This window comes from Devosia marina, assembly GCF_009758415.1.
GTDB classification, from domain to species: domain Bacteria; phylum Pseudomonadota; class Alphaproteobacteria; order Rhizobiales; family Devosiaceae; genus Devosia; species Devosia marina.
In genome coordinates this window covers 45,429-69,937 of record NZ_WQRF01000007.1, presented here as the reverse complement: position 1 = coordinate 69,937, position 24,509 = coordinate 45,429, and the positions used below count along the sequence as shown (strand labels likewise).

Here is a 24,509-nt window from a genome sequence, read left to right as displayed (position 1 = left end):
TTAGAACCCCTGTCGGTAGCCGAACATCAGCCCCGAGCCGCTCTGTCCAGCAACATGTCCGGCGCTGATGGCATGTTTGAAGCCGAGGCTGAACGAAGCCTGGTTGGGCAGGCTGGCCTCGTAGGACAGCCCAAGATCAATCTCGCGGCCCGATGAAGTCAGGTCCGCGCTTGAAGTCTGGTTGACGATGCTGCCATCGGCCAAGCGCGCAACCGGCCGGGTCATTTCGACGATGCCGGTCTCGATACGCAGGGGCTGCGACACGGACAGGGTGAGGCGGTCGCCCGCAGCCAGGGTATTGGCGAAACTGGCGCCGATCTCCATGCCGGAAAAGGTCAGGCCCGACAAATCTGAAACCAGGCCGTTGCCGCCCCCTTGGCGCGCGACGGCGCCGTATTCGAGGCGACCGAACAGCGACAGGCCCGGCGCTATTGGCTGCTCCAGTCCCAGGTTCAGCGCGCCAATGGCGCTTCCGGAACCGAAATCGAAGGCCGTTCCGCCATCGAGCCCCATCACCGCCCCCTGTTCCCCGGCCAGCGTAGCGCCGAGCCGAACCTGCCCGCTGCCGAGCGGCAGGGAAAGAGTCATGCCTGCTCCGGCCAGCGCGCCATTGTCCACCGCGCCGTGTTCGGCCGCAAAGCCATAGGTGGTCAGCTCGCCTGCCGCACCGACAGGGGCAATCGAGGCGACCAGCAGGCTTTCGCCCGCCATGGTGAGCACCGATGCCCCACCGCCGGCCCCAGCAAAGCCGGTCACGGCACTGGCGAGGTCACCGGTGTGGATGAGATTGAGCCCGTCATGCCCCTGATCAATGCTGGCCTGTCCTGGTAGTCTCGGCAATACGGTCGCAGGCGCGGTCTGCACGGCGCTGGCCGAAGACACGGAAAAGGCGCGGTTGAGCGCATCGAACACCGCCAGTTGCTGGGGCTCGAGCGCGCGCGAGAGAGAATCGCCAAAGCTGGAGGGCGCCACAATGGCGCTTTCGGACAGGCTATGGCGTTCCGCGCTGGCAACGCTGGCGCCGCTCAGCACCGAGACCGAGCCTATCGGGCTGAGCGCGGCCCGAATGTCCATCACACCGTGGCCCCATTCGGTCGAATAGGAATGAGTAACGCCATTGCCATAGTCGATCGTGCCGGCAAGTGGGACGCCCTGGGCGGCAAACCAGGAATTGTCCGCACTGGCCAACAGGCGCTGCGCCCATTCGGACGGCGTCATGTCGGGAAAAGCCCCGGCCAACAGCGCAACGGCTCCAGCCACCTGGGGCGCAACGAAGGACGTGCCGAACCCACTGCGATAGTCGGTGTCGTTGCCGTTCCAGGCGGCCGTGGTGATACCATCACCAGCTAGGCAGAACTTGGCCGCCAAACCACAGGCTGCAGACAGACGAACTGCGCGGGTAATGTCGCCGCTACCGTTGACCTCGAAATAGCCATTGGCCGCCGAAATCCAGGCCTCGGCCAGACGGGGCTCAAAATAGGGCAAGGCGGCCATGACATCGCCCGAAGTCAGGCTATTGTCGTTGGACAGCGCCCAGACAACGACGCCCGTATTCTGGAAACTGTCCAGCGCATTCAGATAGGTCTGCCAATTTGCCGTTCCATGGCCCAGGGTTGCGTTCAGGCCCTGTGCGGTTGTGGCACCGGGATTATTCTTAAGATAGGTCTGCAGGTTCAGCGATGAGACCTCAAAACCCCAGGAGTTGTTCTGGGCGACCGCGTTTAGGCCTGCTGCCGCCAGGGTGCCGGCGGTGACATTGGCAATGTCGAACCCTGAGCCGGATGGCGCAAAGGAGGTCAGATGGAGATCGGCCCCGGGCGCTACGCCATGCATACCGATCCCATCCTTCTTGCCCGCAGCCAGCGAAGCCACAAAAGTACCGTGTCCCTTGTCGGGCAATATGCCGGTCTGCGTGATGGTTTTGCCGGCCAATTCCCGATGGGACAGCCGGAAGCCGTCATCGACGATGGCGATGGTTTTGCCCGCACCGGTCAGCCCGGCCGAATGGGCCCAGTTGACGCCATGCAGCACAAAGGCGGCCGACTGGGTGCCGGTTGGCGTAACTCCACACCCGACCGTGACGCAGCTTGCGTCGCTGGCCCGAAATTCGGCCGAAGCAGCGAAGGCGGCGGCCTGCGCGGCATTGAAGGTGACGCCGCGGGTGCCCCAGGTCGCGCTGGGCGCTGGCGTGAACACATAGCTTGGCACCGAACTGGACCCGCTGCCGCCCGAACTGCTGCCCGAACTGCTACTTGACGAGGACGATCCGCCGCTTGAGCATGCGGCCAACGCGACGGTCAGGCTGATCGCCGCGGTGGATTTGAGAAAGGTTGGGAAAGGCACGCTGATCGGATCCGCAACGAAATGAACGCCACCGACACACGTCAGCGTGTTTCTGCAATAAATGCGCCCCCGAGATTTAGTAGCAGAAGCCGACCACTCCCAATACAGGCGATCGACACTTATGCGATCACATTTTCTAAAGGCTCGGCCTCATATCGCCGGGCCGGAAATGGCGGCTGCCGCTGCCCAATAGTCCGGATATTGCCGGCGAATGTGATTTGCCGCCTCATGCGCCTGCCCTTCCGAGCCGAACAGACCGAAGACGGTAGCGCCGGATCCGGACATGCGCGAGAGCATGCAACCAGGAGTCTCCGCCAATTCTTCGATGAGAACACCGATCTCGGGCACCAGCTTGACCGCCGGCGGCTGCAGGTCATTGCGCGTTTCGTTAAGCCACAAGCCGAGTTGCGCCGGACGCGTCAGGGGCTCGGGCAGTGCTGGCAGGGGATAATTGTCATGGGCGCGCAGCCGGCGAAACACATCGGCGGTTGCCACGGCCACACCCGGATTGACCAGGGTCACATGGAGCTGCGGGAAATCGGGCAATGGCGAGAGGATTTCCCCCACGCCCCGCGCCACCAGCGGCCGCGAGAGTAGACAGGCGGGCACATCGGCACCCAACCTTGCCGCCAGATCAGCCAGATCAGCCACGGGCACCGGCTCCGCGGCCATACCGGCGAGAATGCGCAGCGCCGCCGCCGCATCGGCCGAACCGCCCCCAATCCCGGCAGCGACAGGCAGGTTCTTGGTCAGATGCAGGTTGAGGCCCGGCGGCGAAAGCTCCGGCCAACGGGCACGAAAGGCCGCAATGGCCTTGAGCACCAGATTGTTTGGCCCCGCGCCAAGACCGCGCGAAAACGGACCGGATATGGTTAGGCTGTCCTCGGCCGCCGTGACCGCTTCGAGCTCATCGAAAATATCGGCGAAGACGATCAGGCTTTCGAGATCGTGATAGCCGTCTTCGCGCCGGCGTGTGACATGCAGGGCCAGGTTGATCTTGGCTGGCGCCGTCTGAACGATAGCCTCGACCATGGGCGGACTATTGGGTTTCGGCAGCGGGCGCCAGCCCCTCGGCAAGCTTGGGTCCGACCCGTTCGGCGACATTGCCCGTCTCGTCGACCGAACGGGCGATGTTCCACTGGAAGCGCGCTTCGAGCTTGCGCCCGACTTTCCAATAGGCATCGCCCAGATGATCGTTGATCTCCGGATCATTGGGCAGCAGCATGACCGCGCGTTCCAGCGTTTCCACGGCTTCTTCCATGCGGTCCAGCTTGTAGAAGGCCCAACCGAGCGAATCGATGATGTAGCCATCCTGTGGCTGGGCGGCGACGGCCTTCTCGATCATTTCGAGCGCCCGCACCAGATGCATGTCCTGGTCGATCCAGCTATAGCCCAGATAGTTGAGGACCTGGGGCTGATCCGGATTGAGCTCGAGGGCCTTGAGGAAGTCGGCCTCGGCCCTGGGCCATTCCTTGGCGCGCTCATAGGCAATGCCGCGCACATAATAGAAGCGCCAATCGGCCGGAGATTCGCCCCCGGTGATCTCCAGGGCCTTGGTATAGGCCTCGGCGGCAGCCAGGTAGTCCTCGTCATAGCGCAGCAGGTCGCCCAGCACGGACACAGCATCGAGATCGTCGGGGCGCGTGGCAACGATATTGTTGAGACGGCGAAGGGCTTCGGCACGGTCGCCGGTGGCATCCAGATTCTGAGCGACGCGCACGACGGCCATCGGCTTCATGGCCGAATTTGCGGGAATGGCGTCGTAGATCTGGTTGGCGGCCTGATGCTGCCCGGCAATGTCGAGCAATTGCCCCAGCGCCAGCGAAATGACATCGGCACCTGGATCGAGATAGACGCCAAGGCGCAGGAAGACCAGCGCCAGATCGGAGCTGCCATCGCGCGACAGGGCCACGCCAATGCCGTGGAACATTTCAGCGGCGCCGATCTGCACATTGGCGGCAAACACGCCCGGCCGCCGACCAGCCTCGACCGATTCGCGGACGATCTCGATGATGGGGTGGGTGAGCCCTTCGCTTTCGAAGGCGTCGAGCACATCCTTGGCCTCATCGAAGCGTCCGGAATTGGCCAGCATGCGGGCATAGACTTCGGCCATGCGCGCCACATAGGGCTCTGCCTCAAAGGCGCGTGCGGCCAGTTCCAGCGCAAGTTCAGTATCGCCAGCGGCCTCGGCCATCAGCGCGCGGTGGAAGACAAGGAACTCGTCGAGACCGTTGGCGCCCAGCTCCTCCATCAAGGCCTGCGCGTCATCGCCGCGATTGTCACCAACCATGGCCCAGGCGCGCAGAATGCCGGCGGTAATGCCGCTGAAGCTGTCCTGCGAAATCTGGCTGAGCTGCCGCACGGCGGAATCGTAGCGCCGCTCCTTGAGTGCTTCGGAGGCCACCACCAGTTCGGCCAGCTCATTGGCCGGATCGAGTTCGAGCATGCGGCGCGCCGTGGAGGCGGCCTTGCCGATCTGCCCATCGGTGGCGAGCGCCACAAAGGCTCGCTCGACCAGAATGGGATTGTCCCAATCGGCCTGAGCGGCATCGGAGAAATAGCGCGCAGCTTCGTCGGTCCGCAGATCCTTGAGCGCCTGCTGCCCGGCCATATAGGAGCCGGTCACGCTGGGTCGGAACAGTTTGAGCATGTCCTGCGCGGCCTGCCGCAGCCCCGCGGATGCCTCGCTCTGGGCCGCCAGGGGCGTGGCCATCAGGGCAAGCATGGCGGCCATTGCAAGGCGCCATGCCGGTCGATTGGAAAGCAGGGTCACGTGCTTGAATTCTCCCTATGCCGTTGCCGGCCGCGTTTGGGCGCAAAGATTGTCCGTTTTGCGACTGCGCCGCAAGGGCAGCGCCCGCTTCGCATGGTCACATTCCGCTGTAATTGGGCCCGCTACCGCCCTCGGGGGGCACCCAGGTGATGTTGCGGGCCGGATCCTTGATGTCGCAGGTCTTGCAATGCACGCAATTGGCGGGGTGGATGCGAAAGACCGGCGCGCCGTTTGCCTCAGCCATTTCATAAACACCGGCGGGACAATAAAGCGGCGCAGGCTCGCCATAGCGCGGCAGGTTTTTGCTCACCGGCACGGACGGGTCAGCCAGTTTGAGGTGTACCGGCTGATCCTCGTCATGGGCCAGATTGGCCAGAAAAACCGAGGACGACCGATCAAAGGTCGCCTTGCCATCGGGACGCGCATACTGGCGTGGCGTGACCTGATCCAAAGTCTTGAGCTTGGCCGAATCAGGCGCTTTCCAGCGCAGCGTGCCGAAGGGGGAAAAGCGTAACACTGTCTGGCACCACATGTCGAAGCCGCCCAAAAACGCGCCGAGCAGCGTGCCGAACCGGCTCCAGAGCGGCTTGAGATTGCGCACGCCGGTCAGTTCTTTCTCGATACCGGTCGAGAGGATGTGGTGCCCGAGATCGGCAATCCGGTCATGCTGGCGCCCGGAGGTAATGGCATCGCCGACCGCGTCAGCGGCACCGATTCCGGAGAGGATGGCGTTGTGAATGGCTTTGAGGCGCGGCGCATTCATGAACCCGGCCGCACAGCCGATCAGCCCGCCTCCCTCGAAGGCCAGATCGGGGATAGCCTGCAAGCCACCGGCGGTCAGCGACCGCGCGCCGTAGCTGATACGGGTGGCCCCTTCAAGCAGGCGGGCGATGGACGGATGCGTCTTGAAGCGCTGGAATTCGTCAAAGGGCGAGAGCGTAGGGTCGGCATAGTCAAGATGCACGACCAGCCCGAGATAGAGTCTGTTGTTCTTGGCGTGATAGGCAAAGCCGCCACCGCCAGTCGCGTTGTCGAGCGGAAAGCCCAGATAGTGATCGACCCGGCCCGCCTGGTGCCGCTCTGGCGGAATTTCCCAGACTTCCTTGATGCCAAGGCCAAATTTTTGCGGGCTGGCATTTCTGTCGAGGGCGAAATCGCCGATGACCTGCTTGGCCAAAGAGCCGCGCGCGCCTTCAGCAATCAGCGTGTACTTGGCTTCCAGCGCAATGCCCTCTGCGTGTCCGGGCTTGGGATTGCCCTCCACGTCCAGACCAAGATCGCCGGTGATGATGCCGCGTACCGGGCCATCGCCGCTTCGCAGCACATCGACCGCCGCGGTCATTGGGAAAATATCGACGCCCAGTTCAGCCGCCTGCTCACCCAGCCAGCGCACCAGGTCGCCCAGGCTGACGATAATGGCATCCTTGGTCCGCATCTGCGGCGGGACCAGAACATGGGGGAAGGCGAAATCAGCCGACTGGGTGAGGAAGTGATAGGTATCCCTGGTAACGTCGGGCCCGACCGGCGCGCCCTTCAGGCGCCAGTCGGGGATCAGGGCATCAAGGCCCACCGGGTCCATCACCGCCCCCGAAAGGATATGCCCGCCGATTTCGGCTGCCTTTTCCACGACCGTGACGGCAAGCTCGGGATGACGCTGTTTCAGCCTAATGGCCGCGGCCAGACCTGACGGACCGGCGCCGACGATCAGCACATCTGTCGGAAGCGTTTCGCGATTGCCGGCTTCTGCCATTGGAAATGCACCTTTGGGTCTTGGAGGGCGACTGGTCCCCTTGAACGGGGTGTGACATAACGGGCCCAATGTCTCAAGATCGACCGCTCAACAATGCCGAACTGCTCTCGGTGCTCGACTGGTATCGGGCCGCCGGGGTGGATCTGGCCGTGCTTGACGAACCGGTCGACCGCTTTGCTCAGAAATCGCCAATGCCAGCGGCCATGCCGTCGCGTGCGGCGCCGGCCGGTGAGGCACCAGCAGCGCCCCAACCCCTCTCCGGCCCGGTTGGTGGCGACCCGGGCGAAGCGCGTCAATTGGCGGCGTCAGCCCAATCGCTTGATGCCCTGCGCGCTGCGCTCGAAAGCTATGACGGCTGCGGGCTGAAATTCCGCGCCACGCAACTGGTATTTGCCGATGGCAATCCGGAAGCCAAAATCATGCTGATCGGCGAAGCGCCAGGCGCCGAAGAGGACCGGCAGGGCAAGCCCTTTGTCGGCCGGTCGGGGCAATTGCTCGACCGTATGCTGGGCGCCATCGGGCTCGACCGCACTTCGGTCTATATTGTCAATACCGTGCCCTGGCGGCCGCCCGGCAATCGCACGCCGACGCCTGAGGAAATGGAATTGTGCCTGCCCTTCCTCAACCGGCAGGTGGAACTGGTCGCACCCAAACTGGTAATGACGCTGGGCGGCCCGGCAATGCAGACCGTCTTCAAGACCACCAGCGGCATCATCAAGATGCGTGGCAAATGGCAGGACGTGACCATCGGCGCCCATGCCGTGCCGGCCCTACCCACGCTGCACCCGGCCTATCTGCTGCGCAATCCGCCGGCCAAGCAGCAGGCCTGGCGCGACCTGTTGAGCTTCAAGCAGCGTGTGGACGAACTCGGGCTCGCCTGATCTGGAATTCCGGTCTATCCAGGGCAACTGAACGCGCTATGGTCGCGTTCGTGTGATTTGCAACGCTCTATCTGAAGGCCGAATAGCGTCATGGCTTCCGTCATCAAGATTTATGCCCTGTTCCTGGGGTCGGCCCTGCTCATGTTCGGTGGTGGCCTGCAGGGGCTTCTGCTGTCGGTTCGCGGCGCTGAAGAAGGTTTTTCGCTACTGGCACTGGGCCTGATCGGTACGGGTTGGTCGATCGGCTTTGTCGCCGGCTCACTGACGGTGCCGCTGGTCGTGCGCAAGGTAGGGCATATCCGCGCCTTTTCGGTGATGGCAGCCATCGGCACGATCACGATCCTGCTCAACCTGCTCTGGATCAACGATTTTAGCTGGATCGTGCTGCGGGCGCTTTCCGGCTTCTGCTTTGCCGGCGCGGCGATGATCGTTGAAAGCTGGCTCAATGAAGTGACCGACAATCGCAACCGTGGCACGATCTTCTCGATCTATGTGACCATTAACATGGCAGCCTCAACCCTGGGGCAGATTGCCATGTCGGTTACCGGTACGGCGGGCTACATACCCTTCGTCATCGGCGCGATCAGCTTCATCTGCGCGGTCCTGCCCACGGCCCTCACCTCCAGCCCGCAACCCAAGCCGCTGCAATCGGCGCGGGTGGATATTGGCCTACTCTATCGCACCTCGCCTGTCGCTGCGATCGCGGCCTTTTCGGTCGGCATGGCCAATGGCGCCTTCGGCACGCTGGCGCCGGTCTATGGCTATCAACGGGGGCTGGATGCCGGCGGCATCGCCCTGCTGTTCTCAGTGGCGGCGATTCTGGGTGCGGTGGCGCAAGTGCCGTTCGGGCGCCTGTCCGACCGCATCGACCGCCGGCTGGTGCTGATTGGCCTGTCCGGTTTTGCAGCCATGGTGGGCGCGCTGATTGTGCTGATCAATCCCGGCGCTGGCTGGGGCATGTATGTTCTGTTTGCCGCTTATGGCTTTGCCGCAAACCCCATCTATGCGGTCGCCGTGGCCCATGCCAACGACTTTGCCCGCGACGGCGATTTTGCCAAGATTGCCGGGGGCATGCTGCTGATCCTGGGCGTTGGCCTGGCTATCGGCCCCGCCGTTGCTTCGCTGATCATGGGCGCCTGGAATCCGGTGGGCCTGTTCTTGGTTACAGCAACGTTCCACGGGGCATTGGCGGGCGCCGCCTATCTGCGGATGCGGGTGCGCAAGAGTGTGGACGCTGCCGAGCGCGCGCCGTTCCAGGCGATGAGCGACAAGCAGGTGACACCCGAGACCTTTGTTCTGGACCCGCGTGCTGATAGTGAAGCCGACGAGTTCGTGGCCGGCGGTGAAGATCCGGTGCCCGAGGAATTGATCGAGACGCTGGAGGATGATGGCGATGTTCAGAACGGAAAAGTTTGAGGACCGGGCCTTCAAGCCACTTTCCATCGCCGTCATTGCCGTCTCCGACACGCGCACGCTGGAGACCGATACCGGCGGAGCGCTGCTCAAATCCCTGCTGGAAGCGGACGGACATCACTGCTTCGAACGGCAGGTGGTGCGTGACGAAATCCAGCTCCTGCGCGCCGCCGTGCAGGCCTATGTCGCCAACCCCAAGGTCGATGTGATCCTGACCACCGGCGGGACCGGATTTTCCGGGCGCGACATCACCCCGGAAGCTGTCGAGCCGCTGTTCGACAAGCGCATGGAAGGCTTTTCGGTGCTGTTCCACCAATATTCGGCGACCACCGTGGGTACATCTTCGCTGCAATCGCGTGCCACGGCGGGGCTGATCGGCACCACATTCGTCTTCTGCCTGCCCGGTTCGCGTGGCGCCTGCCGCGACGCCTGGGAAGGCATTCTTACCCACCAGCTCGATTACCGGCACAAGCCGTGCAATTTCGTCGAGCTGATGCCCCGGCTCGACGAGCGATGATGTCCGGTCACGCAGCGCTGCGGCTGATTGGTTGCAGCCTGTCATTGCGGGCGAACATCACCTGGTTCCGGCCCGCCTCCTTGGCGGCATAGAGTGCAGTATCGGCCCGATTGAAGGCCGGACGCCAGGTCTCCTCATCCAGATTGGCTTCGGCCACGCCGACGCACACCGTTACCTGCCGATCAATGCCGGCTGGCCGCCAATCATGGCCGGCGCAGGTCACGCGGATCGCATGGGCCAGCGCACCGCCTTCGCTCAAGGGCGCCTGGGGGAGGACAACCACGAACTCCTCGCCGCCAAAGCGGGCAATGATCGCCTTTTCCGGCAGGGTCGAGCGCAGGATGTCCGCCAGCCCGATCAGCACCAGATCGCCAGCATCGTGGCCATAACGGTCGTTGATCTGCTTGAAATGATCGATGTCCACGGTCAGCAAGGCTCCACCCAGGCCCTGCTTGATCAGCGGCTTGGTCAAGACGTCAAAGCCCCGTCGGTTAAGCAACCCACTTAGCGGGTCCCGGTCCGCCGCCTCGCGATATCTGGCCATGGCGTCGAGCGAATAGGTGGCCAGGGCCGACAGGCCGAACCAGATGCCGAACACACTGCCCGTCAATTGCATGACATAGGCATATTCGGTGCCGAACACCTGCGCCACCTCGACCTGCGCCGGAAACACCAGGCCATAGGTGATCGCCGAAAGGAGGTTAATTGCCACGCTCAGCAGAGCACACAGGCCGAGCGTGATATCGACGCTGCTGCGCATTTGTCGCCAGGCGAGCAGGCCGAAACCGAGCAGTACGCCCACGCCCGTATCGATGGCCAGCACACTCAGGGCGAGGCTGTCGAAGACCATGACAGCGATCAGATCCAGCCCGAGAAAAGCGAGCAACACGATGGTCCGAACCATGCGCCGCAAGGGTTGGTTGTGACGGGCCAGGATCGCCTCGGCAAACATCGAATAGGCCACCAGATAGCAGGCATCCGAAAGAACGGTCTGAATGGCGGGATCGAAGGGCGGCAGATAGAGCAGTGCGGCAAGGGCGCTCAAGCCATAGGCCAGCCCCCAGCGCCAGGCCGAGGCAATGCCGGTCCGCTGCAGCCAGTAGAACACGGCGGCAAAGGAGAGCTGGATCAGCGGCGCCAGGATGGCGAAATTGTCTTGGGTCTCCATCGGACATCCTCCAACGCCAGCACTAGCCCGCATTGGTAATGAAATGGTTGGCGCCAAGAGAACTCCCGCCTTTTTTAGAGGGCGGGAGCCGGTACGTTCTCATTGCAGGGGAAGCGTCAGTGACTGCTGCCAGGTCCAGGTGCGCCACCTTCGGGCTTGCGGATGAAGAAGGCCGCAAGAACGGCAAACAGAGAGATGATCGCCCCGACCAGGAACGCGGTGCGAATACCGCCGGCCAGCGCTTCCACCGGCTCGACGCCCTCGGCCGTAAGCGCCGCAGTGCGAATGGTCATCAACGCCACGAACAGGGCAATGCCCGCCGCGCCGGCCAATTGCTGGACCGAGCCGAGCACGGCCGAAGCGTGCGAATAAAGCTCCATGCGCACCGACCCCATGGACGAGGTGAAGACGGGCGTGAAGATCAGCGCCAGGCCAATGCTGAGCACTACATGGCCCGCCAACAACGCCCAAGGGGCGGTGTCCTGCCCAACCGTGGTCAGAGCCCAGAGCACGGCGGAGACCAGAATGGCGCCCGGCACGGCCAGCACCCTGGGGCCGACGCGGTCGTAGAGGCGGCCGACGACCGGGCCAAGCAGGCCCATGATCAAACCGCCGGGCAGCAAGAGCAGACCGGTTTCGAGCGTGTCGAGCCCGACCACGTTCTGTGTGTAGATGGGCAGCAGGATGACGGTGCCGAACAGAGCCATCATGGCCACCAGCATCATCGACACCGAGACGGTGTAGTTGCGCGACTGGAACACGCGCAGATCAAGCAGGGCCTTGTCTTCGCGCTGCAGGCCGAACTGTCGCCAGGCAAACAATCCCATAGCGATCACGCCGACGGCAATCGGCAGCCAGAGCGGCACCGGGCCGGGTTCGCCGGCATGGGCAAAGCTCTCGCCAAAGCTCGACAGACCATAAACCAGCCCGCCAAAGGCAAAGGCCGACAGGATCACCGACAGCACATCGAGCGGGGCATAGCGGGGGGTCGAGACATTGCGGATGCGCAGCGCGCCCAGCACCAGCGCCGCAATGGCGATGGGCAGGGTAAAATAGAACATGAAGCGCCAGTCGAAATTTGCCAGGATGAAGCCGCCAATGGTCGGGCCGATGGCCGGGGCCACCGACATGACGATGGAAATATTGCCCATGGTCTTGCCGCGGGACTCTGGTGGCACCAGGGTCATCACAGTGGTCATCAGCAATGGCATCATGATCGCGGTGCCGATAGCCTGAATAACCCGCCCGACGATCAGCAGTTCAAGGCCCGGCGCCAGGGCGCAGGCCAGCGTGCCAGTCGAAAAGATGGCCATGGCGAGCATGAAGATCGGCCGGGTATTGATCCGCTGCAGCAGGAAGCCGGTGATCGGGATCACCACCGCCATGGTCAAAAGGAACCCCGTGGTCAGCCATTGGGCCGCGCTGGCGGTGACGCCTAGGTCGCCCATCAGATGGGGAATGGCCACGCTCATGATGGTTTCGTTGAGAAACACGACAAAGGTCGAGACCAGCAGAATGGCGATGACCAGCCTGTTGCGTGCGGCATTGTCGGGATGGTGCGGCGCGATCTCGGCCGTCTCGACCAAAGTGGCTTGCAGTGTCATGTGTCGTAACCCTCATCACGAATAGCGTGTCGCCCATGCGACGGCCGGCGTCGCCAGCTTTCGACACGGGAATTGCAAAGAACGCGCGACAGCCAGTGTCAGCAACATGAATCTCGGGGCCCAGCATGCCTTCAACGAGACGAGCGCAGCGTACAATTGCGCATGGCCGATTGCGCCGGGTTGAGCGCGGTTTCCTACGCCCGGATCGGCCTGCGGTAAAGCCTTGCAATGCAAGGGCGCCATGCCGATATCTGTTTTGGTAGCCTCCGTTGCCACCTACATGTTCTTGTTCTGTTCCTGCCAACCTGATAGCATTCTCATGCGTTGGAGGAAAGACGATTCCCTCCCGCGTAGAGGCAGGAGACAGAACCATGGCCCTTTATCAGGCGCCCTCTTTTGAAGCCCTTGAACGTCTGAGCCGCAGCCGGGACGCTGATCTGGCGCGGCGCGAACTGGAACGGCCCGACAGCATTCGCGGTCGGGGCGCGCAGAGCAATCGCGTGGGCCGGTTTGAAAAGCATCAGCGTGACAGCTTCGATGACGGCTGGGGCAGCGTCGAGCCAATGCCCATGTTCGAAACAATCGAGCATATCGAACGCGCCAAAACCATCATCACCAGCAATGACAGCCCCGATATCGGCTTTGAGCGCTCGATCAATGCCTATCGCGGTTGCGAGCATGGCTGCTCATACTGCTTCGCACGACCGACTCATGCCTATCTGGGGCATTCGGCCGGGGTGGATTTCGAGCGCGATATCTATGTGAAGGCCAATGCCGTCGAGGCGTTGCGGGCCGAACTTTCGGCAAAGAACTACCGCGCCAAACCCATTGCCATGGGCACCAACACCGACCCCTACCAGCCCGCCGAGCGCACCCACAAGCTGACGCGCGGCATTCTCGAAGTGATGCTGGAGACCAGGCATCCAGTGATGATCACCACCAAATCGGCGTTGATCGTGCGGGACCTCGACATTCTGACCGAGCTGGCCAGATCGGGGCTGGTGAAGGTTGCCATTTCGGTCACCTCGATGGACCACAAGCTGAGCCGCAAAATGGAGCCGCGCGCCTCCTCGCCGGCGCGGCGGCTGGAGGCCATTCGCCTGCTTTCGGAAGCCGGCATTCCGACCGCCATCTTTGCCTCGCCGATGATCCCGGCGATCAACGATATGGAACTTGAGCGCATTCTCGATGCCGGCAAGGCTCAGGGCGCGATCAGTGCGCAGATGATCCTGTTGCGCCTGCCCGGCGAAGTGCGGGACGTGTTCCGCGAATGGCTGCTCAGGCATTTCCCGGACCGGGTGCGTCATGTGCTCTCGCTGGTACGCGACACGCGTGGCGGGCGCGACAATGATCCACGCTTTGGCAGCCGCATGACCGGCGAAGGCCCTTATGCCACCCTGTTGCGCCAGCGTTTCGAAAAGGCCCGCGAGCGTTACGGGCTCGATGCCAAGCTGCCGCCATTGCGGGCAGACCTGTTCGAGGCCCCGACGGTGGAAAGCGCGCAGATGAGCCTGTTCTAGCCGTCGCGTCTCAATATTGCGTCACCCGGCGGGCGTAGTTGGCCATGAAATCGAGCGAGGCCAGCACGCCACGCAGCGAGAGCCAGGTTTCGACAGGATCCTCCTGCCCCGCCAGCGGCACCGACAGGGTCAGGGCGTTGCGATCTTTCATCTTGTCGAGAATGTCGGTGCGCCGGGGACCGATGACGAAGAACTGATTGATCGTGTTGTGCCGGGTTTCAAGCCCCGAGGCTAAAGTGAGGGCAATGGGCGCTTCACCGCCAAATCGCAGCGCAATGGGTCGGTCGGGATCATATTCGCCATCCCCCGGCGACACCGTGATGGCGATGTCGAGCTCCCCATTGAGGCGATTGCGGATAAGGGTCAGCTTATAGGCTGGCAGCCCTGCGCCGTTGAGCTCCTGGCTGCCCGTGCTGGCAAAGCAGGAATAGCCGTAAAAATCGATGGCGTCCTCGTTGATGGAATCGGGACAGGCGGCCAGCCAGTCGCGGTTATATTCACGCCATTCACCATAAGGGTGGTGGAAGGGCTCGGCCGAAACGGCACCGGTCAGCAGCAAAAATGCCGCAAGGCCTGTTGCATTGCGCATCAAAGTCTCTCTCGCCTTTGCCCCCCGGCCAGACTCTTGTATCAGCAGAAGTGTGATCGGCAAAAGCATCTGGCATCGCCCTGCCATGGTCACGTGTTTCATTGCCGATCAACGAGCCTGGGACTGCTCATTATGGCCATCGAGAACATTAACAGAGTGACGGTCTATTTCGTTTCGGCCGTTGGCCGGGCCCTGGCGAGCGGGCACGATGCCCGGGACCTGCTCGGTGAAACCCATGGCACCGAGACCGATATGATCGTGGTGCCTGCTGGGCGGTTTGCGGCAAGGTTTTTCAATCCTTCCACCAGCCAACTCGGCCATTTCCATCAGAAGCTGCAGACCTACGAGGTCGGCCGCTACCTGTTTGCTGCGGACCGCGAGGCGCTCGAAGCCGAGCTGCGGGGTAGAGCCTGAGCATGGCGCGACGTCGCTCACCAGACCCAGCAAATGGAACGCTCTTTGCGCCGGAGTCCGGTTTTCCCGATTTCAGCCATGAGGAAATGCTGCTGGCGCGCGGCGCGCGCTACGTCGCCGGCGTCGATGAGGCCGGGCGCGGTCCGCTGGCCGGTCCGGTCGTCGTAGCGGCCGTGCGGCTCGATCCGGACAGCATTCCCGAAGGCCTCAACGATTCCAAGAAGCTGAGTGCCGAGCGGCGCGATGCCCTCTATGACGCCATCATGGGCTCGGCCCAGGTCGCTATCGTTTCGGCACCGCCCGGCGACATCTTTACCCGCAATATTCGCGGCGCGACCCTGGCCGCCATGGCGCGGGCGGTTGCGGCCCTGCCCTGCCCGGTCGATCGCGCGCTGATTGATGGGCGCGATGTGCCGCCCGAGCTCCCCTGCCCCGGCATCGCCCTGATCGGCGGGGATAGACGTAGCGTGTCGATTGCCGCCGCCTCGATCGTGGCCAAGGTCACGCGCGACCGCATGTGCGCCATCATGGATTGCGATGCGCCGCAGTTCGGTTTTTCGGGCCATAAGGGCTATGGTACGGTGGCGCATCTGGCCGCGCTGCAGCTGCATGGCCCGAGCCGCCACCACCGGCGCGATTTTGCTCCCGTGGCAGCGCTTCTGCTGCGCGAAACGGTCATTGAGATGGCGGATTAACCCCTCGCTAACCCCTTGCGAACGCTCCATTAACCTCGGCGTCCTATAACGGGCTTGTTAGTACTGCGTTAGGGTTAAGTGTATGTTGCGTACCGCGCGTACGGCCAAAAAGGCCGATGCGGAAAGGCAGGCCACACGCCTGCCGATCGACACTATCCTTGTGGGCGATTGCATCGACCGCATGAATAGTTTGCCGGCCGGCTCCGTCGATCTGATTTTCGCAGATCCTCCATATAACCTGCAACTCGAGCAGGGTCTGACTCGCCCCGATCAATCCAGGGTCGATGCGGTCGATGATGAATGGGACAAGTTCGACAGCTTTGCCCATTACGACCAATTCACCCGCGCTTGGATGAGCGCTGCCAAACGGGTGCTCAAGCCCGATGGTGCGATGTGGGTGATCGGCTCGTATCACAACATTTTCCGGGTCGGCACGGCGTTGCAGGATCTGGGCTTCTGGATGCTCAACGACGTGATCTGGCGCAAGGCCAATCCGATGCCCAATTTCCGCGGCACGCGCTTTACCAATGCGCATGAGACGCTGATCTGGGCGGCAAAAAGCCAGAAAAGCCGCGTCACCTTCAATTATGAAGCCATGAAGCTGGCCAACGACGACACGCAGATGCGCTCGGACTGGCTGTTTCCCATCTGCACTGGCTCGGAGCGCCTCAAGGACGAGGACGACGGCAAGCTGCATCCCACGCAGAAGCCCGAAGCGCTGTTGTTCCGCATTCTCAATGCCACCACCAAGCCGGGCGACATCGTGCTCGATCCGTTCTTTGGCACCGGCACCACCGGCGCGGTCGCGCGCAAGCTCGGGCGTCACTTTATCGGCATCGAGCGCGAGCCCGACTATATCGCGGGCGCCCGCCAGCGCATCGCCACCATTCGCCCGGGCGTTTTCGAAGCGCTGCAATCGGTGACGCCCAAGCGCAAGGAAACCCGCATTCCCTTCGGCTCGCTGGTCGAACAGGGCGTGCTCGATGTTGGCACGCAACTTTTCGACGCCAAGCGACGTTACTGGGCCATGGTTCGTGCAGACGGCTCGCTCGTCTCGGGTCCACACCAGGGGTCGATCCACAGGGTCGGCGCGCTGGTTCAGGGGGCCGAGTCATGCAACGGGTGGACCTTCTGGCACCACGAACAATCCGGACGAATGGAGCCGATCGATACTTTGCGCGCCGACATTCGTCAAAAACTTGATTTGCTTTCTGCCTGATCCTGACCTCCAATCAGCTCACAGGCTCTAAAAACTGGCCGCCGGTTTGCCCCGGCGGCCTTTTTGTTGGCCGTTGCCTTCCGCATGTCCACGCGGTACCCGGGAGCAATGAGCGTCACCATCCGCCCCATAACCCTGGACGATGCCGGGGGATTTCACGCCGCACTCGACAGCGTCGCGCGCGAACGACGGTTTCTACGCCTCACCGAGGCTCCACCCTTGGCGAGGTCGCTTCAATTCGTCGCCAGCAATCTTGCAAGTGGCAACCCGCAATTCGTCGCTGTCGATGAAGATGAGATCGTGGGCTGGTGCGATATCTGCCGCAGCAACGAACAGGATTCGGAGCACTGTGGCGGGCTTGGCATGGGGTTGCTGGCCAGCCATCGCGGCAAGGGGATCGGCACTAACCTAGTGACCGCAGCGCTCGATGCGGCGCGGGGTAAATTCGAACGTGTGGAACTGGAAGTCTATGCCTCCAACATCCCGGCTATCGCGCTCTATCAAAAGACCGGCTTCACCCACGAAGGCCGCCGCCGGCGGGCGCTGCTGCGCGATGGCGTCCACGACGATATCGTGATGATGGGCCTGCTGCTCAGCTAAGCCCAGCCTCCGCCAACACCTTCCTGAACAATGTCGGCAGCGCCTCGCCCTTGAGGGCCCCTGGCGGCGCCCACCAGCCGGCATCGAGACCATCAGGCGCAACCAGAGCCGACCACACCTCCAGCTCCAGCCGGAAATGGGTGAAGACATGGATCACCTGTCCATGCCGGCGCCAATCGCCTTCTGCAGGAAAATCCGGCTCCCCCAGCTTCTCGCCCAAATCTGAAGTCGGCACTTCGGTCATACTGGCGAGCAGGCCCTTGCCCGGGCGGGATTGCAGGTAAACATCGCCAGCCGCGTCGCGCATGACAAAGGCATGGCCCTTGCGAACCGGGCGCTCGGCCTTGACCGGCTTGACCGGATAGCGCGTCGGTTCGCCCTGTTCCCGGGCTTTGCAGCCATCGTGCAAGGGGCAGACCAGGCACATGGCGGCGCGCGGGGCGCAGATGGTGGCGCCCAGGTCCATCATGGCCTGGGCGAAATCCCCGGCCCGCTCCGGCACGGCCAGTTGCAGGGCGCCGCGCAACGCGTCCTTGGCCTCGCGCACCGGCACGTCCAGCGCATAGTAGCGCGCCAGCACCCGGTCGAGATTGCCATCGAGCACGGCAACACGTTCGTCAAAGCAGATCGCGGCAATGGCGGCGCTGGTATAGGCGCCGATGCCGGGCAGGTTCTGCAGGCCGGCGGCGCTGTCGGGAAACACCCCTCCATGCTCCGCCACCACGGCCCTGGCGCAGGCATGCAGATTGCGCGCCCTGGCATAATAGCCAAGCCCAGCCCATTCACGCAGAACGTTGTCGAGCGGGGTGGCCGCCAAGTCCTGCACGCTTGGCCAGAGCGTGGTGAAGCGTACAAAATAGGCCTTCACGGCCGCCACCGTGGTCTGTTGCAACATCACTTCGCTCAACCACACCCGATAGGGGTCGGGCCGTATGCCCTGGCGCCGATCCGCCGGCGAAACCCGCCAGGGCAAATCGCGGGCATGGCGGTCGTACCAGGCGAGCACGGAAGTTGAATCAAGGGGTTGGGAATGTGCGAGGGGCATAACCCCTCATACCCTCTTGAGGAAATCAGTGCGCGCCAAAAAACTCGGCAATCACCGGTGCAATGGCCTCGACGCTGACATCATGCCCCTGCCCGGCCATAATATGCCGGTGCGCCCCCGGCACGCCGGCAGCGACCCAAGCCGCCCCGGCGTCAATAAATGGAAAGCTGCTGTCGCCGTTCACGACCAGCACGGGCACGCCAATCTGCTGCCAGCGTGCCGGGTGGTGATCGCCATCGGTTGCCTCCGCCAAGATCCGATAGTCGTGCTCTATGGTCCCGCCCACCGCCGCAAAACCCGGCCAGGCCGGCGATTGCTTGAACCCGGCCAGTTCCTCGGGTGACATGAACGCGCCCATGAACAGGCTCATCATCGCCTCGGCTTCGCCCCGTTCTGCCAGTGCCGCCATTTCGCTGTGCTGCCTCCATGAGTCTGCCGAAGGCTGGTCGACATCGATCGGCGGCTCATAGAGCATCACCGAGGTCACCTTGCCGGGCAAGGCAACACCGGCCTCAAGCGCCAGCACCGCGCCCGACGACGTCCCATAGAGCCCCGCCCGACCGCCGAACAGATCGATCAGCGCTTCGATGTCCTCGATTTCCCGGGCAACGGCATAGGGCGCCGTATCGGTGGATTGCCCGCGTCCCCGCCGATCAAAATTGACGAGTGTGAACCGGTCCGAGAGCTGATCGATCAGCCTTGGCGTCGTTGGATCGATTGAGCGATATTGCGTGGCGCCGGCAACCATCACGATCACCGGGCCGCTGCCTTTTGCCTCGTAACCGATGGTCGTTCCGTCCTTCGAGATAAGCGTGGGCATATCAACCGTCTCCTGTGTTCCTGGCGGATCGACGAAACACCGAACAATAATTCGACATTAGCGGGGTGGGCTTGTGCATCCAGCATCACGAGCGATATCTGGTGCATGGCAAAAGACGCGCTGCCCGAACCCAAACGCCGCAACAAGACGCTCTCGGTTTCCGACGCGCTTTCGGGTGCGCTCGACCCGGTGCTGAAAAAGCGCGGCTTTGCCGGGCGCGACATCATCGCCCAGTGGCGCCACATTGCTCCTCCGCCTTTCGACCAGACAACCCTCCCCGACAAATTGAGCTGGCCGCGCAGCAATCACGGGGCCGAAGGCGCCACGCTCTATCTGCGTTGTGCGCCGGGCCAGGCCCTGTTTGCCCAGCATGAGGCGCCGGCCATTGCCGCCGCGGTCAATCGCTATTTCGGCTATGTGCTGGTCAATGATGTCAGATTGTCGGCCGCGCCATTCACCCCCGGTTCAGGCCAGAGGGTGCAAAAACCGTATCAACCGAGCCAGAGCGAACTCGCAAAGGTCGGCAAGGCGACCGAAATGGTCGAAGATGACGATCTGCGGGAAGCGTTGAGGACCCTGGGTCTGGCGCTCTCGCGCAGGTCGAACATGAAGAAACAATAATATCGTTCACCCCCAAGTGATGAGCGTGCCCACTTGCCGACACCATCCCTGTGTGTAGTGTCCCCCAGCAAAAATTTTCAGGAGCCTGAGACGTGAAATTCAACCGCCGCGAAACAATCATCCTGGCCGCTGCCGCTTCGGCGGTGAGCCTTTCGGGCATTTCGGCATCGCAGGCTGCTGAAGGCGACATGGTCGATCAGGCCGCGTTGATGGCGCCAGCGGGTGGCCTCACGGACAAGGTCGAAGGCAATGCCGAAGCGCCGGTCACCGTCATCGAGTACGCGTCACCGACCTGTCCGCACTGTGCTTCCTTCCACAATACGGTCTACGAACCGTTCAAAGAACAGTATATCGACACTGGCAAGGTCAAGTTCATCGTGCGGCCATTCGCCCGCAATGCACTGGACGCCGCCATCTTCCTGCTCGCCGAGGCAGCCGGGGAAGAGAACTATCACAATGTGGTTGCAACCTATTTCAAGACCCAGAACGAGTGGGGCATGTCCGACAAGCCGCGCGACGCTATCTACTCGGTGGCCCAGCAGCTCGGTTTTACAGAGGAAAGCTTCTCGGCTGCCTTGACGAATCAGGAGGTGTTCGCCGGGATCGAAGCTCAGCGCGAGCAGGCTCTGGATGAGTTCGGGCTGACGGGGACACCAACCTTCTATGTCAATGGCAAGACGCTTTCGGGAGGCAAGACGCTCGAGCAGCTCGCTGCCGAGATCGACCCGCTTGTGCCCGCTGATTTCGTCGCCCCGGCTGCAGCTGACGCAATGGCACCCGCAGCCGATGCGATGGCGCCTGCCAACTAATTTTGCCTTCAGGCGGGTGAACCCATGAAGTTCTCCCGCCTGAAGCTGCACGGCTTCAAGTCTTTTTCCGACGAAACTGTGCTCGTCATGGAGCCAGGCCTGACCGGCATTGTCGGACCCAATGGCTGTGGCAAATCCAATCTGGTCGAGGCCATGCGCTGGGTGATGGGCGAAAGCTCATACAAGGCCATGCGCGCCTCGGGCATGGATGATGTCATCTTTTCCGGCTCCGGCAATCGCCCGGCGCGCAACAGCGCCGAAGTCACCCTTGTCCTTGACAATTCCGACCGCACCGCGCCCGCCGTTCTCAACACTGCCGACGTGCTTGAAGTCACGCGCCGCATTGAGCGCGAGTCAGGCTCGGTCTATCGCGTCAATGGCAAGGAAGTGCGCGCCCGCGACGTGCAATTGCTGTTTGCCGACGCGTCCACTGGCGCCCATTCCCCCGCGATGGTGCGGCAGGGACAGATTGGCGAGCTGATCGCGGCAAAACCCACCGCCCGCCGTGCCCTGCTCGAAGAGGCCGCTGGCATTTCGGGCCTGCACTCCCGCCGCCACGAGGCCGAATTGCGTCTGCGCGCCGCCGAAGGCAATCTCGAACGAGTTGATGACGTTATCGCACAGGTAGAAAGCCAGCTTGAAACCCTCAAGCGCCAGGCGCGGCTGGCCAATCGCTATCGCGGCCTCTCGGGCGACATTCGCCGCGCCGAGGCGACCCTGTTTCACATTCGATGGGTGGCCACGCGCGCTGCAGAAAAGGAAACCGAAGCGGCCCAGGCCGTGCTGATCCGGCAATTGGCCGATGCGACCCATGCCGAGCTCACTGCGCAAAAATCCGTTGCAACGGCGGAAGCCGCCCTGACGCCGCTGCGCGAGCGCGAAGCGGTCACCGGGGCCGTCTTGCAGCGCTACACCATTCTGCGCGAGCAATTGGCCGAGGAAGCGCGCCGCATGGGCCAGCGCCGGGCCGAACTAGAGGATCGGCTGCGCCAGATTGCGGCGGACGGCACCCGCGAACGCGAATTGGTCGGTGAAGCCGAGGTGACGCTGGCCGCCTATGCCGAGGAACAGACCCAGCTTACCGCCGAACAGCAGGCCGCGCAGGCCGCGTTCGACGCCGCCCGCGTTGAGGCCGAGGCGGCCAAAGCCGCTGTTGCCGAAGCGGACGCCGCCACGCGCGAGGCCGCCGATGCCCTGGCGCAGATGCGCGCCCGCCGCATCCAGGCCGAACGCAATCTGAGCGACGCCCGCAACCGCCGCGCCCGACTGGCCCAGCAACTGGCCGAGGTCGAAGCCGATCAGGCCCGCGTCATTGCGGCGCTCGAAGCCGATGAATCGCTTGCTGCCCGGCGCGCCGCGCTCGAAGCGGCGCAGGCCGCTACCGCGACGGCAGAGACCGCGGCACTCGCTGCCGAGGAGGCTTCCGGCGCCGCTCAGGCCAAGCTCGACGCGGCCCGGCCGCGCCTGTCCGAACTCGATGCGCTGGTGACCCGGCTTGAGGCCGAGGCCTCGACGCTGGGCAAGATGCTCAATACCGGCGCCAGCCTCTGGCCCGCCGTGGTCGACGAACTCTCGGTCGAGCCCGGCTATGAAACCGCGCTGGGTGCTGCGCTGGGGGATGATCTGGAAGCCTCGTCCGATGCCGGGGCGCCGATGCACTGGTCCATCGCCATTGACGGCTATGACGACCCGGCCTTGCCGCAGGGCGCCGAACCGCTTTCGCGCCATGTCACCGGCACCGGATTGCTCAAGCGCCGGCTCGACCAGATCGGTCTGGTCGATGCGGTCGACGGGCCGGGGCTGATGAAGGCGCTCAAGCCCGGCCAGAGGTTGGTAACGCTGGACGGTGCGCTGTGGCGCTGGGACGGTTTCATTGCCGCCGCCGATGCCCCGAGCGCTGCCGCGCAGCGTCTGGCCCAGCGCAATCGCCTGGCCGAACTCGACGAGGAAATCCTGCGCGCCAAGGGCGAGCGCAACAGTTGGCGCCGGGATGTCGATGCCCTGGTGGCCGCGCTCGACACGGCCCGCCAGAGCGAGCGCACCTGCCGCGAGGACTGGCGCAAGGCTCAGCACGCGATCGGCGCGGCGCAGGCCGAACTCGACAAGGCGCAGCGCGCCATGGGCGATCTCGCCACCCGCCGCTCGACGCTTGAAGAAGCCCAGGCGCGGCTGGCCGCCAGCGTCACCGAAGCCGAAGCCATGCTGGCCGATGCCGAGGCCTCGCTGGCCGAAGCTGGCGACGAAACCGAAATGGCCGCTGCCGCGGCGGCAGGCCAACAGAAGCTGACTGCCCTGCGCGACAAGGCCGACCAGGCCCGCCTCAAGCTCAGCACAGTGGAATCGGCGGCGCGCATGCGGGCCGCGCGACTGGATCAGCTCGAGCGGGACAGCGCTGCATGGCAGCGCCGCCGCGATGGCGCGCAAGCGCAATTGGCCACGCTCGACCAGCGCATGGCCGAGGTGCAGGCCCAACTCGGCAATCTGGCAGAGGCGCCGGAGGGTTTCGACAGTCGCAAGGCCCAATTGGATGACCAGATTGAAATCGCGCAGGTGGACCACAAGGCCGCGGGCGACCGCCTGAGCGCGGCCCAGACCGCCTGGCGCGACGCCGAAAAAACCCTCAAGGGCGCAGGTGACACGCTCAATGCGGTTCGCATCGAGCTGACCCGCATCGAGGAGCGGCTGAAAGGCGCAATCGCCCAGCGCCAGCAGATCGAGCGCCAGGTCGAGGAATCTCTGGGCATTCCGGCCTCGAAAACGCTCGAAGCCTCAGGCATCCGCCCCGCCGAAGCGCTGCCCAATGAGCATGCAACCGAGCAGAAGCTGGACCGGCTCAAGGCCGAGCGCGAGCGGCTGGGCGGGGTCAACCTGTCAGCGGAAAAGGAAGCCGAGGAGGTCCAGGACAAGCTGGACACCATGGTGCGCGACCGCGACGACATCATCGAGGCCATTGCCAAGCTGCGCGGCGGCATTGCTGCGCTCAACCGCGAAGGCCGGGCCCGCCTCAATGAAGCCTTCGGCAAGGTCAATGCGCATTTCCAGGAGCTGTTCACCACCCTGTTCGGCGGTGGGACGGCCGAGCTGAGTTTTGTGGAAAGCGATGATCCGCTTGAAGCGGGCCTGGAAATCATAGCCCGTCCGCCCGGCAAGAAGCCGCAGACCATGACCCTGCTTTCGGGCGGCGAGCAGGCACTGACTGCGATGTCGCTTATCTTCGCGGTGTTCCTGACCAATCCCGCGCCGATCTGCGTGCTCGACGAGGTGGATGCGCCGCTCGACGACGCCAATGTCGAGCGCTTCTGCAATCTGCTCGATTCCATGCGCCAGCGTACCAATACCCGCTTCATGGTCATCACCCATAATCCCATCACCATGAGCCGGGTGGATCGCCTGTTCGGCGTCACCATGGCCGAGCGCGGCGTATCGCAACTCGTCTCGGTCGATCTGACGACGGCAGAGAGCTTCCGGGAAGCGAGTTGACCCGTCGATCGGCGGTGCTCTTCACCACCCCGCGCAAAGCCAGGCAGGGGGAGAATCCCCCCACCCTGCCCTGACTCTGCCACGATCGCGGTGTGGACAGCATGCCGCACCCCCACCACACAGCAAATCGTCTTGTTAAAACAGACACTTACATAAGCCGCGCGCGCCTTGACACCAATTGGGGCCACCACTATGTTGCGCGCGACTTAAAAGGGCGTCCGGAAATTCCGGAAAATGGCCGGCCAAAG

Annotated in this window: 20 protein-coding genes; 11 read left to right on the top strand and 9 right to left on the bottom strand. The window is 63.4% G+C overall.

Annotated elements, in window-relative coordinates; translation table 11 throughout:
• The 4 genes from GO014_RS18970 to GO014_RS16140 form a co-directional block, all read right to left on the bottom strand.
• Nucleotides 1–2,343: a S8 family serine peptidase gene (locus GO014_RS18970; protein ID WP_179952995.1), complete on the bottom strand. Its 2,343-nt coding sequence runs from the start codon at nucleotides 2,341–2,343 to the stop codon at nucleotides 1–3.
• A 150-nt stretch (nucleotides 2,344–2,493) separates the two neighbouring features.
• The gene (locus GO014_RS16150) at nucleotides 2,494–3,375 is read right to left on the bottom strand and encodes a 4-(cytidine 5'-diphospho)-2-C-methyl-D-erythritol kinase (RefSeq protein ID WP_157291354.1); all 882 of its coding nucleotides are present in this window, start codon (nucleotides 3,373–3,375) and stop codon (nucleotides 2,494–2,496) included.
• Between the two features lie 7 nt (nucleotides 3,376–3,382).
• A complete protein-coding gene (locus tag GO014_RS16145; RefSeq protein ID WP_157291353.1) occupies nucleotides 3,383–5,116 on the bottom strand; it encodes a tetratricopeptide repeat protein in 1,734 nt (577 codons plus the stop codon).
• Between the two features lie 97 nt (nucleotides 5,117–5,213).
• Nucleotides 5,214–6,866: an electron transfer flavoprotein-ubiquinone oxidoreductase gene (locus tag GO014_RS16140; protein WP_157291351.1), complete on the bottom strand. Its 1,653-nt coding sequence runs from the start codon at nucleotides 6,864–6,866 to the stop codon at nucleotides 5,214–5,216.
• Nucleotides 6,867–6,934: 68 nt separating this feature from the next.
• Here GO014_RS16140 and GO014_RS16135 point away from each other — a divergent pair, with 68 nt between their 5' ends.
• The 3 genes from GO014_RS16135 (at nucleotide 6,935) to moaB (ending at nucleotide 9,677) form a co-directional block, all read left to right on the top strand.
• Complete coding sequence (locus GO014_RS16135) at nucleotides 6,935–7,747, top strand: uracil-DNA glycosylase (RefSeq protein WP_157291349.1); 813 nt, start codon at nucleotides 6,935–6,937, stop codon at nucleotides 7,745–7,747.
• A 90-nt stretch (nucleotides 7,748–7,837) separates the two neighbouring features.
• Nucleotides 7,838–9,163 (top strand): MFS transporter, encoded by a 1,326-nt coding sequence (locus GO014_RS16130; protein ID WP_157291347.1) that lies wholly within the window; start codon nucleotides 7,838–7,840, stop codon nucleotides 9,161–9,163.
• Entirely contained in the window at nucleotides 9,141–9,677 is a 537-nt protein-coding gene (gene moaB, locus GO014_RS16125; protein WP_157291345.1) for a molybdenum cofactor biosynthesis protein B, read from the top strand. Before GO014_RS16130 ends, moaB begins: the two co-directional genes overlap by 23 nt.
• Nucleotides 9,678–9,684: 7 nt before the next feature.
• Here the strand turns inward: moaB and GO014_RS16120 are convergent, their stop codons facing one another.
• On the bottom strand, nucleotides 9,685–10,845 hold the full coding sequence (locus GO014_RS16120; RefSeq protein WP_157291343.1) for a GGDEF domain-containing protein: 1,161 nt from the start codon (nucleotides 10,843–10,845) through the stop codon (nucleotides 9,685–9,687).
• A 116-nt stretch (nucleotides 10,846–10,961) separates the two neighbouring features.
• Nucleotides 10,962–12,449 carry an MDR family MFS transporter gene (locus GO014_RS16115; RefSeq protein ID WP_157291341.1) on the bottom strand — a complete coding sequence of 496 codons (1,488 nt, stop codon included), beginning with the start codon at nucleotides 12,447–12,449 and terminating at the stop codon, nucleotides 10,962–10,964.
• 371 nt (nucleotides 12,450–12,820) lie between these two features.
• Between GO014_RS16115 and GO014_RS16110 the strand changes: the two genes are divergently transcribed.
• A complete protein-coding gene (locus tag GO014_RS16110; RefSeq protein WP_157291339.1) occupies nucleotides 12,821–13,969 on the top strand; it encodes a PA0069 family radical SAM protein in 1,149 nt (382 codons plus the stop codon).
• A 10-nt stretch (nucleotides 13,970–13,979) separates the two neighbouring features.
• Here the strand turns inward: GO014_RS16110 and GO014_RS16105 are convergent, their stop codons facing one another.
• Entirely contained in the window at nucleotides 13,980–14,558 is a 579-nt protein-coding gene (locus GO014_RS16105; RefSeq protein WP_116589239.1) for a hypothetical protein, read from the bottom strand.
• 132 nt (nucleotides 14,559–14,690) lie between these two features.
• Between GO014_RS16105 and GO014_RS16100 the strand changes: the two genes are divergently transcribed.
• The 4 genes from GO014_RS16100 to GO014_RS16085 all read left to right on the top strand — a co-directional run bounded on the left by GO014_RS16100 (nucleotide 14,691) and on the right by GO014_RS16085 (nucleotide 17,486).
• Entirely contained in the window at nucleotides 14,691–14,972 is a 282-nt protein-coding gene (locus GO014_RS16100) for a DUF4180 domain-containing protein (RefSeq protein ID WP_157291338.1), read from the top strand.
• Nucleotides 14,973–14,974: 2 nt separating this feature from the next.
• Nucleotides 14,975–15,667 carry a ribonuclease HII gene (locus GO014_RS16095; RefSeq protein WP_157291336.1) on the top strand — a complete coding sequence of 231 codons (693 nt, stop codon included), beginning with the start codon at nucleotides 14,975–14,977 and terminating at the stop codon, nucleotides 15,665–15,667.
• An 82-nt stretch (nucleotides 15,668–15,749) separates the two neighbouring features.
• Complete coding sequence (locus GO014_RS16090) at nucleotides 15,750–16,886, top strand: site-specific DNA-methyltransferase (protein ID WP_157291334.1); 1,137 nt, start codon at nucleotides 15,750–15,752, stop codon at nucleotides 16,884–16,886.
• Nucleotides 16,887–16,994: 108 nt separating this feature from the next.
• Nucleotides 16,995–17,486 carry a GNAT family N-acetyltransferase gene (locus GO014_RS16085; RefSeq protein ID WP_157291333.1) on the top strand — a complete coding sequence of 164 codons (492 nt, stop codon included), beginning with the start codon at nucleotides 16,995–16,997 and terminating at the stop codon, nucleotides 17,484–17,486.
• Here the strand turns inward: GO014_RS16085 and GO014_RS16080 are convergent.
• Complete coding sequence (locus tag GO014_RS16080) at nucleotides 17,479–18,531, bottom strand: A/G-specific adenine glycosylase (RefSeq protein ID WP_157291331.1); 1,053 nt, start codon at nucleotides 18,529–18,531, stop codon at nucleotides 17,479–17,481. The two genes, GO014_RS16085 and GO014_RS16080, sit on opposite strands and share 8 nt — an antisense overlap.
• Before the next feature lie 25 nt (nucleotides 18,532–18,556).
• Nucleotides 18,557–19,351: an alpha/beta fold hydrolase gene (locus GO014_RS16075; protein WP_157291330.1), complete on the bottom strand. Its 795-nt coding sequence runs from the start codon at nucleotides 19,349–19,351 to the stop codon at nucleotides 18,557–18,559.
• Nucleotides 19,352–19,456: 105 nt separating this feature from the next.
• Between GO014_RS16075 and GO014_RS16070 the strand changes: the two genes are divergently transcribed.
• From GO014_RS16070 to GO014_RS16060, 3 genes are all read left to right on the top strand, one after another.
• The gene (locus tag GO014_RS16070) at nucleotides 19,457–19,972 is read left to right on the top strand and encodes a DUF721 domain-containing protein (protein WP_157291328.1); all 516 of its coding nucleotides are present in this window, start codon (nucleotides 19,457–19,459) and stop codon (nucleotides 19,970–19,972) included.
• A gap of 92 nt (nucleotides 19,973–20,064) precedes the next feature.
• Nucleotides 20,065–20,781, top strand: coding sequence for a thioredoxin domain-containing protein (locus tag GO014_RS16065; protein WP_157291326.1), 717 nt, complete (start codon nucleotides 20,065–20,067; stop codon nucleotides 20,779–20,781).
• A gap of 24 nt (nucleotides 20,782–20,805) precedes the next feature.
• The gene (locus GO014_RS16060) at nucleotides 20,806–24,261 is read left to right on the top strand and encodes an AAA family ATPase (protein WP_157291325.1); all 3,456 of its coding nucleotides are present in this window, start codon (nucleotides 20,806–20,808) and stop codon (nucleotides 24,259–24,261) included.
• Nucleotides 24,262–24,509: the final 248 nt, after the last annotated feature.

Excerpts from the sequence above, each read along its gene's own strand:
- GO014_RS16150 (WP_157291354.1), bottom strand. The coding sequence starts at position 3,375 with ATGGTCGAGGCTATCGTTCAGACGGCGCCAGCCAAGATCAACCTGGCC.
- GO014_RS16140 (WP_157291351.1), bottom strand. The coding sequence starts at position 6,866 with ATGGCAGAAGCCGGCAATCGCGAAACGCTTCCGACAGATGTGCTGATC.
- GO014_RS16135 (WP_157291349.1), top strand. The coding sequence starts at position 6,935 with ATGTCTCAAGATCGACCGCTCAACAATGCCGAACTGCTCTCGGTGCTC.
- GO014_RS16130 (WP_157291347.1), top strand. The coding sequence starts at position 7,838 with ATGGCTTCCGTCATCAAGATTTATGCCCTGTTCCTGGGGTCGGCCCTG.
- moaB (WP_157291345.1), top strand. The coding sequence starts at position 9,141 with ATGTTCAGAACGGAAAAGTTTGAGGACCGGGCCTTCAAGCCACTTTCC.
- GO014_RS16120 (WP_157291343.1), bottom strand. The coding sequence starts at position 10,845 with ATGGAGACCCAAGACAATTTCGCCATCCTGGCGCCGCTGATCCAGCTC.
- GO014_RS16115 (WP_157291341.1), bottom strand. The coding sequence starts at position 12,449 with ATGACACTGCAAGCCACTTTGGTCGAGACGGCCGAGATCGCGCCGCAC.
- GO014_RS16110 (WP_157291339.1), top strand. The coding sequence starts at position 12,821 with ATGGCCCTTTATCAGGCGCCCTCTTTTGAAGCCCTTGAACGTCTGAGC.
- GO014_RS16105 (WP_116589239.1), bottom strand. The coding sequence starts at position 14,558 with ATGCGCAATGCAACAGGCCTTGCGGCATTTTTGCTGCTGACCGGTGCC.
- GO014_RS16100 (WP_157291338.1), top strand. The coding sequence starts at position 14,691 with ATGGCCATCGAGAACATTAACAGAGTGACGGTCTATTTCGTTTCGGCC.
- GO014_RS16095 (WP_157291336.1), top strand. The coding sequence starts at position 14,975 with ATGGCGCGACGTCGCTCACCAGACCCAGCAAATGGAACGCTCTTTGCG.
- GO014_RS16090 (WP_157291334.1), top strand. The coding sequence starts at position 15,750 with ATGTTGCGTACCGCGCGTACGGCCAAAAAGGCCGATGCGGAAAGGCAG.
- GO014_RS16085 (WP_157291333.1), top strand. The coding sequence starts at position 16,995 with ATGAGCGTCACCATCCGCCCCATAACCCTGGACGATGCCGGGGGATTT.
- GO014_RS16080 (WP_157291331.1), bottom strand. The coding sequence starts at position 18,531 with ATGCCCCTCGCACATTCCCAACCCCTTGATTCAACTTCCGTGCTCGCC.
- GO014_RS16075 (WP_157291330.1), bottom strand. The coding sequence starts at position 19,351 with ATGCCCACGCTTATCTCGAAGGACGGAACGACCATCGGTTACGAGGCA.
- GO014_RS16070 (WP_157291328.1), top strand. The coding sequence starts at position 19,457 with ATGGCAAAAGACGCGCTGCCCGAACCCAAACGCCGCAACAAGACGCTC.
- GO014_RS16060 (WP_157291325.1), top strand. The coding sequence starts at position 20,806 with ATGAAGTTCTCCCGCCTGAAGCTGCACGGCTTCAAGTCTTTTTCCGAC.